This is a genomic window from Shewanella subflava, assembly GCF_025971955.1.
Lineage (GTDB): Bacteria > Pseudomonadota > Gammaproteobacteria > Enterobacterales > Shewanellaceae > Shewanella > Shewanella subflava.
Map to the genome: position 1 here is coordinate 176,214 of NZ_JAPDMX010000028.1, position 17,715 is coordinate 193,928.

The following is a 17,715-nucleotide window of genomic DNA, read 5'->3' on the forward strand; positions in this document are numbered from 1 at the left end:
TTAAAGGTGGAGATGAAGCACGACATTTTACTTGGGTTGAGACATAGGTATTCATTTCACAACCCTAATTAAACCGTCACTTCAATCACAAATTTAAGATGAATAGGACAAGATTATGAAAGGCAATCCAGAAGTCATTGACGCACTAAACAGCTTGTTAACAGGCGAACTATCAGCAATGGATCAATATTTTGTCCATGCACATATGTATGAAGATTGGGGATTTGATGAGTTATATACTCGTATTCTTCATGAGTCTGACGACGAGAAAGTCCATGCCGCTAAATTAGTGCAACGCATTCTGTTTTTAGAAGGCACGCCAGATGTGGCGAGTCGTGAAGCATTAAACATCGGTAAAGATGTACAAGAAATGCTGAAAAATGACCTACAGTATGAATACAAAGTGGCTGACGATTTACGTAAAGTGATCAAGCTATGTGAAGAAAAAGGCGATTATCAAACCCGTGAAATCTTAGAGGTTTTACTTGATGATACCGAGTCTGATCACATGTATTGGTTAGAAAAGCAATTACGTTTAATTGAGCGTGTTGGTTTACAAAACTATTTACAAACTAAAATGTAATTTATCCGCTTAAATCTACATTTTAAATGAAAGCCCAACATCGCAAGATGGTGGGCTTTTTTATCTAGAAGACATAGTGGCATTCTAGCTGTTCCTTTGTCATACCCTTTACGGTATACACATCAGCCGATGCCAATATTATTCGCTGTCATGTAGTTAACTAGCTGCTGAGCATCTAAATTTGCTCATTCTGCTAACCCGTTCGTCACGCCCTGTTGATCTGCAGTACTTCTATGTTGGCCCCTTATATTGAATACTGTTTTTATATACAGTATTATCAAGGTATTCTGATCACTTTTGATTACACTATGCGAAAAATTATTCATATCGACATGGACTGTTATTTTGCTGCCGTTGAAATGCGTGATTTTCCTGAATTGCGTGATAAGCCCATTGCGGTAGGTGGTCGCAGTGATCGCCGTGGAGTGATCAGTACCTGTAATTATGCCGCTCGTCAATTTGGGGTGCGTTCAGCAATGTCTAGCTATCATGCATTAAAGCTATGTCCTAACTTGGTATTAGTGCCTGGTCGCATGCAGGTTTATAAACAGGTATCGCAGCAGATAAGAGCAATATTCAATCGATATAGTGATCTGATAGAACCTTTATCTTTAGATGAGGCATTTCTTGATGTGTCAGATTGCCAATTACACCACGGCAGTGCCACTTTAATTGCCAAAGCTATTCGAGCAGACATTGAAGCTGAAACCGGATTAACAGCATCGGCGGGCATCGCACCAATTAAGTTTCTTGCCAAAATAGCGTCCGACTTAAATAAACCTAATGGCCAGTATGTGATAACTCCTGATGATATTCCTGAATTTGTGCGCACTTTACCACTAAAGAAAATTCCGGGCGTCGGCAAGGTAACAGCACAAAAGCTGTCGCTGTTGGGATTAGAAACCTGTGCCGATGTGCAGCAGTATCCGAAAAACAAATTGCTTGAAGCCTTTGGCAAGTTTGGCGCAGTACTGATTGAACGCGCCAATGGTATTGATTCAAGGCCTATTAGTAACAATCGAGTGCGTAAGTCGGTTGGGGTAGAAACCACCCTCGCAAAAGACATTTTTACCCTAGCACAATGCCATCAAGTCTTGCCGCAATTGATTCAAGAGTTAGATACCCGAGTCAACCGCAGTGCCAAAGGTAGGCAGATAAGCAAGCAAGTGGTAAAAATTAAATTTAATGACTTTAAACAAACCACCATAGAACATCGTAGTGCAGAAATGTCGGTTAATTTGTTTTATGACTTATTAGCACAAGCTTTATCTCGCACTAATGGCAGAGGCATACGATTATTAGGGGTCAGTGTTGGTTTAGCTGATGTGGGAGAATCGAATGAAAAAAAACTGCAAACTAAGTCGGTTACCCAACTCGATTTGCAGTTTTAATATTTTGCTTACGCAAGGCTGATAGGGAATATCAAAATCTTGTTAGCGTTAACAGCCGTTTAAGCTTTTTCTGGAATGCGCTCTAACACTGCTAATAGTAGCTGCCAGTATTGACCAACGGTTTCAATGTTAACCATTTCATCAGGGCTATGCGGGTAGCGAATGGTTGGGCCAATCGACACCATGTCCATGTTTGGGTAAGGCTCTTTAAATAAGCCACACTCAAGACCTGCATGGATCACCATAATGGTTGGGTCTTTTTTATAAATGTCGTTATAGGTGTCGCGCACAATTGCCATAACCGGCGAGCTGTTATCTGGCTTCCAGCCAGGATATGCGCCACTAAATTCAATGCTGGCACCGGCAAGATTGGCTAACGCATTTAACATGCCTTGCACTTCATCTCGACCAGAATCAATTAATGAACGAATTAAGCATAATATTTCAACGCTTTCCTGTTCAGTATTTATCACGCCAACGTTTAATGACGTTTCTGTCACGCCTGCAACTTCATCACTCATGCGCATCACGCCATTGGGGCAAGCATGCAAGAAATCGATTAAACAGTTTTGCGCATCTTCACCCATCACTTTGGCAGGGGCATCAATTGATTTAAGAGTCAGTAACATGCTTGGATCGGCAATGGCTAACTCTGCACGGACAACGGCTTGAAAATCACTGATCGCTTGCTTTAAGGCGTCAACATTTTCACTTGGTAACATAAAGCTAATGCTGGCCTCACGCGGAATGGCATTACGCAGCGAGCCACCAGTGAAATCAACTAATTCTAGGGCTAATTCATCGCTATATTTAAATAAGAAACGCGCCAGTAATTTGTTGGCATTACCACGGCCAAGGTGAATGTTTACCCCTGAGTGACCGCCTTTAATGCCTGACAATGTCAGCTTGAATGATTGATTACTTAACTCTGGTGCTTGCCATGACAAGGGAAGGGATATCTGCGCATCCACACCGCCAGCACAGCCCATGTAAATTTCACCTTCTTGTTCAGAGTCGGTGTTGATCAAAATCTCGGCGTCTAAATACCCGGCTTCTAGGCCAAATGCGCCAGTCATGCCAGCTTCTTCATCAATGGTTAATAACACTTCTAAAGGGCCGTGTTTAATGTCATCGCTGGCTAAAACCGCTAACGCTGATGCCATACCAATGCCATTATCTGACCCTAAAGTGGTGCCTTTCGCTTTTACCCACTCGCCATCAACATAGGCTTCGATAGGATCTTTTTCAAAGTCATGCACTTTATCTGCATTCTTTTGCGGCACCATATCAATGTGTGCCTGCAGCACGACAATTTTGCGGTTTTCCATGCCAGGTGTAGCAGGCTTACGGATAATAAGGTTACCTACTTTGTCTTCAACAACGCTAAGGCCTTTACCTTTTGCCCACTGTTGAATGTGATTTGATAATGCTTGTTCATGCTTAGAAGGGTGGGGAATAGCACAAATTTGTTCGAACCATTGCCATAGAGGTTGTGGATATAATTGGTTTAATGCGGTCACGGAACATCCTCAATCTGAAAAATATGGCGTTATTCTAACATAGGCTGTTTAAATGCTATTGTGACAGCGTGTTTTTTCTTAGATCTATAAACGCTATTATGTAAATATTAATTAACTTTAAAAGCTGATGTGATCTAAAAAAGTTCATGTGCTGCTATCGCCATAGTGAAAACAATAATAAGGAAAAACCATGTTTCAGGTGCCAGTAATTGATGTAAATAACGATCAAGCTATTTTTGACGGTGAAGGTTTTGATGCCGTAGTGGTTGTCACACCTAATTTGAATGATGTAGCCCAGCAAGAAATTAGTTTGTTGGCAGAGCACGCCAAGCACATCGATCATCGGGTTGGTAAACAAGCCACGTTATTATTTGCCCCAGGACTGGCAGGTGGTCGCTTGATTATCTCGCCTGTTACTGGAAATGATGATTACGCCGATGTGCGTATTTATGCTAAAGCCGCCAAAGAAGGTATTACGATAGCCAAAGATGCCGGCGCGAATAAACCTTTGCTGGTAGTGGCGGCATCAACCGATCACAGATTCAGTTTTGCGGCAGATGTTGCTGCATTGGCGTGTGGACAAGTGTTATGGCAACCACTGGAAACACGTGAGGCCCAAGCGTTATCACCCGCCTTCAGTGCCATTGGCGTGATGAGCAGCCACCCGAAAAGTGATTTGTTAAATGCCCTCGAAGCAGGCAGGGTGTTGGCTCGAGACTTATGTGGCACCGAACCGGAGCGGATGAGCGCGATTCATTTTGCCAACTACTGTGTTACTTCCTTTAAAGACAGTGACCTTGAGGTTGCCGTTGTGGATGATAAAGCCACGTTACTGAAAGACTACCCGTTATTGAGTGCAGTGGGGCGCAGCTCATTTGATGTTGCTAGACATCACCCACGAGTTGTTAAACTGACTTATACAGGCGAGGGCGAAATTAACCGAACCTTGTTATTTGCTGGTAAAGGTGTGGTTTACGACACAGGCGGAGCCGATATCAAAATCGCTGGGGGAATGGCGGGAATGAGCCGCGATAAAGGCGGCGCCGCTGCGGTAGCGGGGTTAATGAAAACATTATCACTGCTTAAACCCAAAGGGGTCAAAGTGATTGCTGAATTAGGTTTAGTGCGTAACAGCATAGGCAGCGAAGCATTTGTCACCGATGAAATTATTACCAGTCATGCCGGAGTGCGTGTCCGTATTGGTAATACGGATGCCGAAGGGCGCCTAGTATTAGCCGACTTATTATCGCATTTACGTATTCAAGCAACCCAATCTATCGCCCCAAGTTTGTTTTCAGTAGCAACATTAACTGGGCATGTAGTTCGTGCTTACGGCGGTTATAGCGCATTGGTTGAAAATGCTGTGGCCAAGCAGCAAGGTGTAGCCGCAAAGCTTCAACAGATTGGCCAACAATGGGCAGAGCCTTTTGAAGTGTCTTATTTACGCCCAGAAGACTTCGATAAAGTGGCAGATAAAAATGGCGCTGCTGATGTGATCTCCTCCAATAATGCTCCGTCATCAGTGACTGCACGTGGTCATCAATATCCGGCAGCCTTTTTGCTCAAGGCTTCAGGGTTAGACTTACATCATTTACAAAGTGATTTACCATTGAGTTATACCCATATCGACATTGCTGGTAGTGCGACAGAGGGTGACCCGTTATACGGTAAACCGACCGCTCAACCTTTGGTTGCTTTATTACATTTCGCTAAAAGTTAATTTGTTGCAAGATTATCCTTTAATAACAGTTATATAGCTCTTTGTTAATAAGTTGATCTGAAAATGTTAAAACCTTTATTTTGTAATGATATTACTTAATAAAGGTTTTTTATGATTAAGATCAAAAAATACTTGTAATTTAATTACAGTTTCGTATAATTACTCTCGTTGGCTGGCGTGACGCCGTCAATACTAGTAAATCCAGGATGGATGTTATCTCCAAGGAAACGAGTGAAAGAAAGTTGTCTCAATGGATTGAGAAAAAGTAAGTTCCATGGACCAGAGCCACTACTAGGTTTAACAACTTTAATTTGGAGAATTTATTATGTCTTATTTAGGCAATGGCAAAATTTATTGGCAAAACACTTGGATTAACCCAGAAGTTTTGCGTGGCGGTTTATTCGCCATGAAGTTTTAAATCGCTTTACTTATTTCCGTTTGACCGTTCACCACCTTTTTTCGTCGTTTTGACGTTTTGACTCGGGTAATTGATCAACTTGATTGATTCCCTTATCACTCCCCCAAGTGATACTAGTTTTCCGTTCCCCAACGGGATGCTTGAACCATGTCAGCCTACTCTATGAGTAGGCTTTTTTTTGCCTGTTTTTTGTTATTTCATAGGCATGAATGAGCAGTTATTGGCGTTTGAAATAAACGGATTTACAAATGTCACGGTGGCAGGGATGTCAAAGAGTGACCATGGCCTAACGAAAGCTAGTTTGGCATCCATGCCAAGCTCACGGGTTCTCGAAATAAAGAGTCTCGATGACCTCAATTTAAATCTAATAGGTAATAATCCCTTTGTAGATCCTGCTTCGGGGCGCTTTACGCCATCCATGGCCGCTTAACGAAAACGTCCCTGTTTTCGATACCCTCAGCCGTATCTACACCGGGCCATTTTATCTCTTCGATTTGGCTTTATTTGAACCCAAGATTTAAAGCAAAATGATACTTTGAATTAAATTTTTATGTTTTTTCTATTAGTAACAAACAATGCTAAATCGAAGAGACGAAAATTTCAGGGACCTTTGATTTATAAAAGAGTGCAGCGTGTCACGGTCGTGCTTGCACATAAGGTCGCTCTTTCACATCCATGTAAACGCGACATTCCGTTCATCCTGAACATCCCAGCGGCAGGCAATGGATTAGATTGCCGTCACGGACTCACTTAACCTACCCAGTACAACTTTTATTAAAACATTGAGTTAAAAAGTATAAAGTAGATTAAAGTATCAAAACTTAAGGACAAGGTAGGGTAAGCTCGAACATATTCATCGAGTGCGCCATTCAGGGAAGAAAAAGCCATTCAATAGTATGTGCATATCAACCCCCTTTTTAAAGTTTACTCTGACCCACTAATTTCCTGACCCACTAATTTCTATCCTTACTGCTTTTTCACCCACTTCTGGATCGAACTTGTATTCCCGTTCAATAGTCGATAGCATAAAATTAACAAATGTATACAATATACGAGAATAGTAATGACTACAGAACGTACCCCTTTACCGAAGACGTTTTTTGTCGCCAATACCATGGAGATCTTCGAGCGACTCGCTTGGTATGGCTTCTTTACCCTTTCATCGCTTTACATTACATCGCCACACAATCAAGGTGGCTTGGGCTTTACCGAGCAAGAACGTGGGTTATTACAAGGGATGATCCCTTTCTTTCTCTATCTGTTCCCGGTGTTAACCGGGGCTTTGGCCGATCGTTATGGCTATCGAAAAATGTTCCTAATCGCCTACGGTATTATGTGTCCCAGCTATTATCTGCTTGGGCAAGTCACCAGCTTCAGTGGTTTCTTTATCGCCTTTATGGGCGTAGCGATTGGCGCGGCTTGCTTTAAACCTGTGGTGACAGGCACTGTAGCCAGAACCACTGACAATACCAATCGAGGCATAGGCTTTGGTATTTTCTACATGATGGTAAATATTGGCGGATTTCTTGGCCCCTTTATCGCTGGCTATGTACGCGCCATTAGCTGGGACTGGGTGTTTATCATGTCGGCGTTCTGGATAGGCCTTAATTTCATTCCCGCCATTTTCTTCTACCAAGAACCCACAGATCCCCATAAGCAACAAGGTAAGCCACTCTCGCAAGTGTTAAAGGATATTCAGGATGTATTGGGTAACGCACGTTTTGCCATCCTCTTCTTTGGCACATTAATCATCTTAATGTCTTACGGCGCAAAGTGGATCAGCGGCCAAACTTGTCTAATAACCTATGCCCTCTGGTTTAGTGGCCACGGACTATGGAACTACCTGGCCAGCCATCAGCGCAATGCGCCTTGGTATCGACAAAAAATTACAGTAGGTAATAAGCCATTTGTAACTTACTTATTGATACTCTCTGGTTTTTGGATGGTCTATCAGCAGATATTTATTACCTTACCTATCTATATCCGTGACTTTGTCGATACCCAAGACTTAGTACAGTTACTTGCATGGTCGCCCGATCTGCTGGCATTCTTTGCGCCCGTCGATCTGTCACTTATTAACAGTGAACTACAGCGTTTAGCTGGTGAGCACCTTGCTGGTGTGATTAATGCTCAGCAAGTCTATTTTGAGCTGGTGCATACCAAGATAATGGTACCGCTCAATGTACTCAATGATGCCTTGCCACTAATAGGACAATCCCCAACACTGGCACAGCAGTACGCAGAGCAATGGTCAAGCCAATATCGCCAGATTAATCCTGAGTATCTTATAGGGTTAAATTTCCTCTCTATCGTATTGATGCAGATCGCGGTCAGTCGTATCGCAGAGAAGTTCAGTCCGCTTCCCGTGCTGGTTGCAGGTACCCTGATTTTAGCACTCGGCACAGCATTAGGCGGACTTGCCCATGGTATCTTGATGGGCGGCGCTATGGTACTCACCTCGATACTGGTGTTCTCAATTGGTGAAATGGTGGCCTCGCCGAAAAGTCAGGAGTATGTCGCCAGTTTTGCACCGCACGATAAGAAAGCGATGTTTATGGGTTATTACTTTGTTTCATCAGCCATCGGCTTTTTATTGGCTGGGCCTCTCTCTGGCTACCTCTATGCCGAAGTAGCTAAGGCGGCTAATCAACCAGCATTGATGTGGTACATCATTGGCGGGCTTGGCGTCGTCGCTGCCTTGGGGTTAGTACTGTTCCACCGTTTTAGCGTAATGAAGCCGTCCACATTAGATATAACGCAAACGGCTTAATGATGCTGACTTGGTGCCGCTTTCATTTAAGCGGCGTCGAGTTAGGCCAGTCAAAAAACGCCAAAAATTTAGTGGGGTCAGAATTTAGTGGGGTCAGGGTAAACTTTTATAAAAAGTAAATTGAAACACTGCCTTTTCTAAAACGTTTATATTCAAAAATGAGTTAACCCCTGTTTTATATAGCTCTTTCCCGCAGCGTTCAATGAAGCTAAATCGAAGAGATCATACTGCGGGTGCAGATGAGCTAGCGAGTATCCAAAACAGGGCGAAGTTTCACTAAGTGAAACATTTCTGAGCGAGAGGCATGAATGCCGAACTGGCTGTTTAACATGGATGATATTTGTTTTGGTTATGCCCACATGGATGTGCCTGCGGCGCCTCGCTAGATTATCTGCACTTGTAATTAAACTCAAATCTATGAGGATTTAATTCTATCAGGTTACAGTTTTATTAAACTGAAACCTTCCACTCCGATTTTGTCCAGTAACCCGTTAATTTCAGCCAAGCCGTCAGCAATGAACGACGATGATTAACCTGTTAGCAAAAGTCTGTTTTCAGGCTTTATAAGGTGTTTTTGCGACCAAAGTATGATTTTATGACATATTACGGGATATAATCTCGCGGCTTTGAGCATTCGGGGTCAAATTATCGAAATTGCTCAAAATTATAACAATATTAATTAACCCTCATCCAAGGAACATGGTTCCATGTTAGAAAAACTATTTAAACTGAAACAAAACAATACCTCGTTAAAACAAGAAGTGGTTGCTGGACTGACTACGTTTTTAACTATGGCTTACATTATCTTTGTTAACCCTATGATGCTTGCTGATGCAGGGATGGATCATGGCGCAGTATTTGTCGCAACCTGTTTAGCGGCGGCAATTGGCTGTTTGATCATGGGATTATTAGCAAATTATCCAATCGCTTTAGCACCAGGAATGGGACTGAATGCGTTTTTCACTTACACCGTCGTCGGCGAGATGGGATACAGCTGGGAAACCGCGTTAGGCGCGGTGTTTATGTCTGGTGTTTGTTTCTTAGTGTTGTCTCTAGTCAAAATTCGTGAGTGGATTGTGAATAGCATTCCAATGTCATTACGGTTAGGTATTGCTGCGGGTATTGGTCTGTTTTTAGCATTAATCGGCCTTAAAAGTGCGGGCATTGTGGTGGCAAGTCCTGCCACGTTAGTCACTATGGGTGATATCACCTCATTTCCGGCAGTAATGGCATCACTTGGGTTTTTCCTGATCATTGCTATGGTGCAGCGCGGCTGGAAAGCGGCGGTAATCTTAAGCATCATGATAGTGACGGTATTAGGTTTGCTATTTGGTGATGTGCAATACAATGGGGTTATGTCATTGCCGCCTTCTATTGCGCCAACATTCATGAAAATGGATTTATCAAGCGTATTAGAAATCAGTATGATTTCAGTGATTTTTGCGTTCTTGTTTGTCGATTTATTCGATACATCAGGCACCTTAGTTGCTGTGGCTCAACGTGGTGGTTTTTTAGATGATAAAGGCCGTTTACCAAGAGTGAAACGTGCATTAACCGCAGACAGTGTTGCCACCATTACCGGTGCTGCATTAGGCACTTCAACCACCACAAGTTACATTGAAAGTACAGCAGGTGTCAGTGCTGGTGGTCGTACCGGTTTAACCGCTGTTGTGGTTGGGGTATTATTTTTAGCCGCCTTGTTCCTTTCGCCACTGGCTGGAATGGTCCCTGCGTATGCGACTTCAGGCGCACTATTTTATGTCGCTATTTTAATGATGTCTGGTCTTATCAATGTGGATTGGGATGACTTGACTGAAGCTGCACCTGTAGTGGTCACTTGTTTATTAATGCCGCTTACCTTCTCTATTGCGAACGCCATTGGTTTCGGGTTTATTTCTTATTTAGTGATAAAGCTGTTAACGGGCCGTATTAAAGACTTAAATGCCGGAGTGGTATTTATTGCCTTGTTGTTCTTAGTGAAGTTTATCTACGGCTAACGACAACTAGGGCGGTTGAGCTTTCAAGATTGTTTTGCAAAGTTTAACGCGTTCAAGATTAGCGCCATTTGATTAAGGGTTATGCAATGCATAGCCCTTTTTTATGGCAGATCACAAATAAAATGCACTTAAACCCATTTGATTGCAGCTTTATCTAGGAATTCAACATTGAATTGGGTATAAAAATAGTTCGGAATATTATCAAGTAAATTAGAGAGAAGGCTAAATGGGTTATCGCCGCGTGGTAGTGAAGTTAGGCACCAGTGTACTGACTTCCGGCAGCAAGAAATTAGACAAGGCACATATGGTTGAATTAGCCAGACAAATGGCTAACTTAATGAAGTCTGGTGTTGAAGTAGTGTTATGCACTTCAGGTGCAATTGCCGCGGGACGTGAACATTTACAATATCCCATTTTGCCCGACACCATGGCGCACAAACAATTGCTTGCGGCGGTGGGGCAAAGCCAATTAATTCTGGCCTGGTCGCAATTGTTCAGTTTATATGGCTTGCATGTGGGTCAGCTATTGCTAACCCGTGCAGACTTGCAAGACAGAGAGCGCTACCTCAATGCGCGCGATACGTTAAACGCGCTATTAGATAACAATATTATCCCGATTATTAATGAAAATGATGCGGTCGCCACCAACGAAATTAAAGTCGGCGATAACGATAACTTATCGGCTCGTGCGGCGTTGTTGTGTGATGCTGACCTGTTGATTTTACTTACCGATCAAAAAGGCTTGTTTGATGCCGATCCGCGTACCAATCCCGATGCTCAATTAATCAAACAAGTGGTGAATATTGATGACAGCTTGCGCTTACTTGCGGGTGGGTCGGTTTCTGGATTAGGCACCGGCGGTATGGCCACTAAACTTGAGGCGGCAGATATTGCGAGACGCGCGGGAATTGAGGTGGTGATCGCTTCAGGTCATCATCCCGATGTGATTAATAAAGTCGCCCTGCGGGAGTCGGTCGGAACTCATTTTAGTGCGATAGATTCGCCCTTAGAAAGTCGTAAACAGTGGATATTAGCTGGGCCTGCTAGCCAAGGTAAGCTGGTTGTGGATGCGGGGGCTGCTCGGGCAGTTGTAGAAAGCGGGCGCAGTTTATTGTCTAAAGGGATCATCCGCATTGAAGGGGAGTTTGATCGAGGCGCCACCATTTTAATTATTAATACAGAAACGCGTGTTTTAGCTAAGGGCATAAGCCGTTATTGCGCCGCTGACTTACGTAAAATCAGCGGCAAACATTCCAATGAAATTGAAGATATTTTAGGGTATGACTATGGGGATGCCGCTGTGCACCGCAATGACATGGTTGTATTAGAAAACAAGGAGAAAACTCATGTCAGTTAATCAGGATGACGCCAGCCAAGCGCAAATTAATGAATATTTGCAAGGTTTAGGTCAACGTGCCAAGGCGGCAAGTTTTACCCTTGCCACGTTAACATCTACCCAGAAAAATAATTTACTCAGTACCATCAGTGAACGTTTAGCTGATAATGCCAGTGCGATTTTAGCTGCAAACGCTAAAGATGTGGCGGCCGCCAAGGCCAATGGGTTAACCGATGCCATGATTGACCGTTTACTGCTTGATGAAGCGAGATTAGCCGGCATTATTGGTGACATTGATAATGTGATAGCCCTTGCCGATCCTATCGGTAAAGAAGCGGCCAGCCAGTTACTTGATAATGGATTACGACTGACCCAGCGAAGCGTGCCTCTTGGGGTCGTTGGCGTGATTTACGAAGCCCGCCCGAATGTGACCGTGGATATTGCGGTATTAGCATTAAAAACCGGTAATGCGGTTATTTTACGTGGCGGTAAAGAAACCATCGAGTCGAATAAAGTACTCAGTGATGTTATTCGAGGCGCGCTCAATAGCTTGAACTTACCGCAAGATGCGGTGCAATTAATCGCATCCCCAGAGCGGGCAATTGTAAGTGGTTTACTGCGCTTAGATAAGTATGTCGATATGATCATTCCACGTGGCGGGCAAGCGTTACAGCGCTTATGCGCTGAACAATCAAGTATTCCAGTTATTCTGGGTGGTATTGGTATTTGCCATTTATTGGTCGATAAAAAAGCTGATTTGAACCGTGCTGTTGACGTGATTGCTAACGCGAAAGTGCAACGACCTACCGTGTGTAATGCTTTAGATACCTTGTTAATCGACCAGCAAGTTGCCGCAGCCTTTGTCCCTAAGGTGGCAGCACATTTACATAGCCTTGGGGTGAAGTTTTATGTGTGTGAGCAAACTCAGGGCTATTTAAGTGGATTAGGGTTTGATATCACACCTGCCGATGATGAGTCGTTTTCGACTGAGTGGTTATCATTAACTTTAGGCATAAAAGTGGTTGCTGACATTGATGCGGCAATCGCTCATATTCGTCAGCATTCAAGCGGGCATTCTGAAGCGATATTAACCGATGATATTCACGCGGCAAGTTACTTTATGAATCAAGTTGATTCAGCGGCGGTATATGTTAATGCCAGCACGCGTTTTACCGATGGTGCTCAATTTGGTTTAGGTGCAGAGGTGGCGGTGAGTACTCAAAAATTGCATGCCAGAGGGCCAATGGCGTTGGATGCCTTAACCACCTATAAATGGCTTGCGTGGGGCGATTACACCTGCCGTGGTTAGTGGCTCACGTTAATAAGCTACTGAAGTAGGTGGTTTAGGGCTAAAAATAAAAACGCCACCCTAGGGTGGCGTTAACTTATTAACTAACTCAATAGTTTATAGGTCAAAGTTATATACGTAACCTACTACAACTTTAGCATCATCTTTGCCCCAAACATCATTGTCTAAATCTGTTTTAGAGACCATAAATGATACTGTGCCTACATCGGTATCGGCACTTAATGAGATATTGTAATCTGAATAGCTATCGCCGTATAAATCATCAGCGACGTCACCCATAGAGTAACCATAATGCAGACCTAAATTAACTTTTTCAGTTAATGGGAAACTTAGATTAGCTTGTACATAGCTCCAATCTGTTTCGTCATCAGCACCTGATACATCATCATCAGCATTAACCACTTGGGTATAACCCACTTCTAACCATTGCCAACCGACAAGTAGGGTCACTTCACCAAAGTTAAGGTCATAATCTGAATCTGGATAAGCATAATAAATATAGCTTATGTCATAGTAGAAATCTTCACCAAACTCACCACCATAGCCGGCATAAAAATCGGTTTCGTAGGTGCCGTAAGTTTCTATGCCATCTAACATTTCTTCTTCATCTGGAGAGCCAAAGTCGACATTAGAGGCCCAAGTTCCTGCATAAAAACCTGATTCATGTGCGTAGTCTAAGCCACCCTGTACTGCAACAGCATCATCAGTTTGAGTTACGCCACGCCATAGATAATTAGAGGTTGCGCCAATATTAGCCGAGAATTCAGCAAGCGCACTGCCGCTAAGTAACAGTGTGCTTGATAAAGCCACAGCTTGTAATAGTGATTTTTTCATTTTCATCCCTCAAGTTTTATTATTGTGTATTTAATGCTTTGTGTTGAACTCAAAGCGTTAAATTCTTTTGGTTTATATAAAACAAAACCAAGATTAATTGCTGATCATTCTACCGCTTGTTATTTGCTCCCATATATTCAGTTATATTGAAGAGCTGTTGGGCACAATCTAACCAACCTAAATTAGGTTGAGTTAAATCATAGTTTAACATTTTTTACACATCAACTGATTTGGTGTAATTTTTCATCATATTTTTTTACAGTGTAGGTGCTTTACATACAAAAGGTTGTTTCCATCCCATTGGGACAAAGATACTTTTGTTTATGTCAGCTTACTTTTTACTTAAATAATTTTAATTTTCAAAAATAACATAAATTTTCTTACACTTTTCAGTTACTTCCCATGTACCTTTAAAGCCAGCAGGAATGACAAACTTGTCACCCACATTGACAGTCAGTTTGGCACCATTCACATCGGTTATGATGCTAGTACCTGCGAGAATGTCGCAGTACTCATGTTCAGTATATTCAACGTTCCAACAACCAACATCACTCTCCCATATGCCTACATTAAATTGTGCGCATGGGCTGGCATAATGATTTTGTATGCTTTGTAATGGGTTGCCGTTAAGTCTTTTTTCATCAGGTAAATGATATTGTTCGATTTCAGCTGATGATGTTGCAAAGCTCTCGATATCATTGATTAGTTTTGTCATGTTTATGTACTCGAGATTAGTTCATTGTCGGCATGATAAACGCCGAGCCTTCAGTGGTGACTGATGCTTTTGGCCATCTTGCGGTAATGGCTTTGCGTTTTGTATAAAAACGAACGCCATCTGGTCCATGCATATGCAAAGGACCAAACAATGAGCGTTTCCAACCGCCAAAGCTATGGAATGCCATTGGTACAGGAATAGGCACGTTAACCCCAACCATACCAACCTCAACATGGTGGCAAAAATGGCGTGCAGCTTCACCATTTTGAGTGAAGATCGCGGTGCCGTTACCAAACTCGTGTTTGTTAATCAGGTTAAGCGCCTCGGCGTAATCTTTTACGCGTACAATGGCTAATACCGGACCAAAAATTTCTTCTTGGTAAATGGTCATCTCAGGGGTGACGTTATCGAACAAGCATGCCCCTAAAAAGTAACCCTGTTGCTGATCTTTTACCGATAAATTTCTGCCATCGGCAATCAGTGTTGCGCCTTCAGCCACGCCTTTTTCCACGTAGTCGCGAACTTTTTGTAGGTGCTGGGCTGAAATTAAAGGCCCCATATCCATTTCTGGTGTTAAGCCGTTACCCACTTTAAGATTTTCAATTTGTGGCAGTAAAGCTTCTACTAATTTGTCGCCGCTATTTCCAACCGCTAACACGACTGAAATGGCCATGCAGCGTTCGCCTGCACTGCCATAAGCTGCGCCCATAAGCGCTTTAACCGCTTGGTCTAAATCAGCATCTGGCATTAATAACATGTGGTTTTTAGCGCCACCTAATGCTTGTACACGTTTACCGTGCGCTGAGGCTGTACTGTAAATATATTCGGCGATTGGCGTTGAACCAACAAAGCTAACTGCTTGAATATCTGGGTGAGTTAGCAGCGTATCAACGGCTTCTTTATCACCATTGACAACGTTAAATACTCCATCAGGTAAACCTGCTTCAGTGAGTAATTCAGCCATGCGCAGCACAGAGCTTGGATCCTTTTCAGAAGGCTTCATGATGAAAGTATTGCCGCAAGCGATGGCAATAGGGAACATCCACATAGGTACCATTACTGGGAAGTTAAACGGTGCAATTCCTGCGACAACGCCTAAAGATTGATTCACAGACCATGAATCTACGCCACCGCCAACCTGTTGAGTATGTTCGCCCTTCAGTAAATGTGGAATGCCACAAGCAAATTCAACCACTTCTAAACCACGTACCAATTCACCTTTGGCATCTTCTAATACTTTGCCGTGCTCGCGAGTGATAAGTTCAGCTAGCTCATCAATGTGTTGTTCCATTAATGCTTTAAACTTGAACAGTACGCGTGCGCGATTGAGTGGCGTTACCTGTGACCATGTTTGATAGGCTTGTTTTGCAATCTCAACGGCATGGCTCACTTCTTGTGTACTCGCTAACGACACATGGCCGCGAAGTTCTCCACTAGCGGGTTCATAAATAGGTTGCTGGCGTTGACTGATTTCAGTGTGCTTGCCATTGACGTAATGAGATAAAGTGAGCATAAAAAACCTTTCTATTAATAGTGTAAATGTAGTTGTGTTTGTGCTGTTGAGTGATCAAATCAGTAGCCGTTAACCCACTGCCAGTATCGCATCAGACAGGCTATTGACCATGTCATCTATTTGCGATTTTTCGACAATTAGCGGTGGCGAAAGGGCCAAAATATCGCCAGTGGCACGGACTAAAGTGCCATTTCTAAAACAGTGGTCGAATATCTCATACCCACGTTTACCCACTCCTTTGTCGCTGGGGGCAAACTGAATGCCCGCAACTAAACCAATATTGCGAATATCGATAATGTTCGGTAAGCCTTTCAAGCTGTGCACCGCGTCTTCAAAATATTGGCTAAGGTTTTTAGCGCGTTCAAAAAGTTGCTCTTCCTGATATATCGCTAAAGTGGCTAATGCAGAAGCGGCAGCAACAGGGTGCCCTGAATAAGTGTAACCATGGAAAAACTCAATCATGTTTTCTGGACCCTGCATGCAGGTATCATGAATGGTATTACTAACAAACACTGCGCCCATCGGAATCGCGCCATTGTTAATGGCCTTGGCTGTAGTAATAATATCTGGTGTTACCTGCCAAAAATCACTGGCAAACGCTGCGCCTAATCGACCAAATCCGGTAATGACTTCGTCAAATATCAATAAAATGCCGTGTTTTTGGGTGATTTCGCGTAAGCGTTTTAAATAACCATCAGGGGGTAAAATAACCCCAGCAGAACCTGACATGGGTTCAACAATCACGGCGGCAATGTTTTCTGCACCGTGTAGGGTAATCAGTTGTTCTAATACTTCAGCTTTTTCAATGCCATTTTTCGGTAGCCCTTTTGAAAATGCATTGTTAGCAATATCTAAGGTGTGGGGTAAATGATCGACCCCTTGCAATAACTGGCCACTAAACGTTTTACGATTATTGCCAATACCACCTACTGAGATCCCGCCAAAACCGACACCATGATATCCAAGCTCTCTGCCGATAAAGCGAGTGCGTGAAGGTTGACCATTTGCGCGGTGATAGCACAGAGCCATTTTTAATGCGGTATCAACTGATTCAGAACCTGAGTTAGTGAAAAACACTTTATCAAGTCCATCAGGACTCATTTGGGTGAGTTTTTGGGCTAATTCAAATGCCAATGGATGACCCAATTGGAATGAAGGGGCATAATCCATTTGATTAATCTGTTTGCTGACCGCCTCAGAAATCTTTTTGCGACCATGACCCGCATTACAACACCATAACCCCGCAGTGGCATCTAGCACAGCTTGGCCACGATCATCGGTATAGTACATACCTTCAGCTTGGGTCAGTAACCTTGGGTTGGCTTTAAACTGTCGATTGGCAGTAAAGGGCATCCAATAGTTTGCCATGTCTGGCGTGGATATTGATGAACTGCTTGATTGAGGCGGATGTTGTTGCATTGCTAATTCCTTGTTTTTCATCGCACTGAAATTGCGTTATCAGCACACTTTTTTGTAGTCAATACATCTATTGATGGTCAATATTTGCTACGCTATATCAAATATAATGAACATGGAAGAGGTTTTGGTAAAAAATTAAAGTAAATTGGACAATTTTGTAAAATATATTGAAATTTTTGTCGGTTCAGCA

Annotated in this window: 12 protein-coding genes; 7 read left to right on the top strand and 5 right to left on the bottom strand. The window is 43.0% G+C overall.

What is annotated here, in order from left to right; translation table 11 throughout:
• Positions 1–115 precede the first annotated feature (115 nt).
• Both bfr and dinB read left to right on the top strand, forming a co-directional pair.
• Positions 116–583 (top strand): bacterioferritin, encoded by a 468-nt coding sequence (gene bfr, locus OHT75_RS12480; RefSeq protein ID WP_261297476.1) that lies wholly within the window; start codon positions 116–118, stop codon positions 581–583.
• Between the two features lie 308 nt (positions 584–891).
• Complete coding sequence (gene dinB / locus OHT75_RS12485) at positions 892–1,974, top strand: DNA polymerase IV (protein ID WP_264727071.1); 1,083 nt, start codon at positions 892–894, stop codon at positions 1,972–1,974.
• Positions 1,975–2,033: 59 nt separating this feature from the next.
• Here the strand turns inward: dinB and OHT75_RS12490 are convergent, their stop codons facing one another.
• On the bottom strand, positions 2,034–3,494 hold the full coding sequence (locus OHT75_RS12490) for an aminoacyl-histidine dipeptidase (RefSeq protein WP_264727074.1): 1,461 nt from the start codon (positions 3,492–3,494) through the stop codon (positions 2,034–2,036).
• Positions 3,495–3,684: 190 nt separating this feature from the next.
• Here OHT75_RS12490 and OHT75_RS12495 point away from each other — a divergent pair, with 190 nt between their 5' ends.
• From OHT75_RS12495 to OHT75_RS12515, 5 genes are all read left to right on the top strand, one after another.
• On the top strand, positions 3,685–5,214 hold the full coding sequence (locus tag OHT75_RS12495) for a M17 family metallopeptidase (RefSeq protein ID WP_264727076.1): 1,530 nt from the start codon (positions 3,685–3,687) through the stop codon (positions 5,212–5,214).
• A 1,481-nt stretch (positions 5,215–6,695) separates the two neighbouring features.
• Entirely contained in the window at positions 6,696–8,402 is a 1,707-nt protein-coding gene (locus OHT75_RS12500) for an MFS transporter (RefSeq protein ID WP_264727078.1), read from the top strand.
• Positions 8,403–9,109: 707 nt separating this feature from the next.
• Positions 9,110–10,399 (top strand): NCS2 family permease, encoded by a 1,290-nt coding sequence (locus OHT75_RS12505; protein WP_264727080.1) that lies wholly within the window; start codon positions 9,110–9,112, stop codon positions 10,397–10,399.
• A gap of 226 nt (positions 10,400–10,625) precedes the next feature.
• On the top strand, positions 10,626–11,756 hold the full coding sequence (proB, locus tag OHT75_RS12510; RefSeq protein WP_264727083.1) for a glutamate 5-kinase: 1,131 nt from the start codon (positions 10,626–10,628) through the stop codon (positions 11,754–11,756).
• A complete protein-coding gene (locus tag OHT75_RS12515) occupies positions 11,746–13,044 on the top strand; it encodes a glutamate-5-semialdehyde dehydrogenase (protein WP_264727085.1) in 1,299 nt (432 codons plus the stop codon). Before proB ends, OHT75_RS12515 begins: the two co-directional genes overlap by 11 nt.
• A gap of 96 nt (positions 13,045–13,140) precedes the next feature.
• Here the strand turns inward: OHT75_RS12515 and OHT75_RS12520 are convergent, their stop codons facing one another.
• The 4 genes from OHT75_RS12520 to OHT75_RS12535 all read right to left on the bottom strand — a co-directional run bounded on the left by OHT75_RS12520 (position 13,141) and on the right by OHT75_RS12535 (position 17,525).
• On the bottom strand, positions 13,141–13,878 hold the full coding sequence (locus tag OHT75_RS12520) for a TorF family putative porin (protein WP_264727087.1): 738 nt from the start codon (positions 13,876–13,878) through the stop codon (positions 13,141–13,143).
• 352 nt (positions 13,879–14,230) lie between these two features.
• Complete coding sequence (locus OHT75_RS12525) at positions 14,231–14,593, bottom strand: cupin domain-containing protein (protein ID WP_264727089.1); 363 nt, start codon at positions 14,591–14,593, stop codon at positions 14,231–14,233.
• A gap of 16 nt (positions 14,594–14,609) precedes the next feature.
• Positions 14,610–16,106, bottom strand: coding sequence for a CoA-acylating methylmalonate-semialdehyde dehydrogenase (locus OHT75_RS12530; RefSeq protein WP_264727091.1), 1,497 nt, complete (start codon positions 16,104–16,106; stop codon positions 14,610–14,612).
• Positions 16,107–16,175: 69 nt separating this feature from the next.
• On the bottom strand, positions 16,176–17,525 hold the full coding sequence (locus OHT75_RS12535) for an aspartate aminotransferase family protein (protein ID WP_264727094.1): 1,350 nt from the start codon (positions 17,523–17,525) through the stop codon (positions 16,176–16,178).
• Positions 17,526–17,715 lie beyond the last annotated feature (190 nt).

Excerpts from the sequence above, each read along its gene's own strand:
- dinB (WP_264727071.1), top strand. The coding sequence starts at position 892 with ATGCGAAAAATTATTCATATCGACATGGACTGTTATTTTGCTGCCGTT.
- OHT75_RS12520 (WP_264727087.1), bottom strand. The coding sequence starts at position 13,878 with ATGAAAAAATCACTATTACAAGCTGTGGCTTTATCAAGCACACTGTTA.
- OHT75_RS12515 (WP_264727085.1), top strand. The coding sequence starts at position 11,746 with ATGTCAGTTAATCAGGATGACGCCAGCCAAGCGCAAATTAATGAATAT.
- proB (WP_264727083.1), top strand. The coding sequence starts at position 10,626 with ATGGGTTATCGCCGCGTGGTAGTGAAGTTAGGCACCAGTGTACTGACT.
- OHT75_RS12535 (WP_264727094.1), bottom strand. The coding sequence starts at position 17,525 with ATGCAACAACATCCGCCTCAATCAAGCAGTTCATCAATATCCACGCCA.
- OHT75_RS12505 (WP_264727080.1), top strand. The coding sequence starts at position 9,110 with ATGTTAGAAAAACTATTTAAACTGAAACAAAACAATACCTCGTTAAAA.
- OHT75_RS12500 (WP_264727078.1), top strand. The coding sequence starts at position 6,696 with ATGACTACAGAACGTACCCCTTTACCGAAGACGTTTTTTGTCGCCAAT.
- OHT75_RS12495 (WP_264727076.1), top strand. The coding sequence starts at position 3,685 with ATGTTTCAGGTGCCAGTAATTGATGTAAATAACGATCAAGCTATTTTT.
- OHT75_RS12525 (WP_264727089.1), bottom strand. The coding sequence starts at position 14,593 with ATGACAAAACTAATCAATGATATCGAGAGCTTTGCAACATCATCAGCT.
- bfr (WP_261297476.1), top strand. The coding sequence starts at position 116 with ATGAAAGGCAATCCAGAAGTCATTGACGCACTAAACAGCTTGTTAACA.
- OHT75_RS12530 (WP_264727091.1), bottom strand. The coding sequence starts at position 16,106 with ATGCTCACTTTATCTCATTACGTCAATGGCAAGCACACTGAAATCAGT.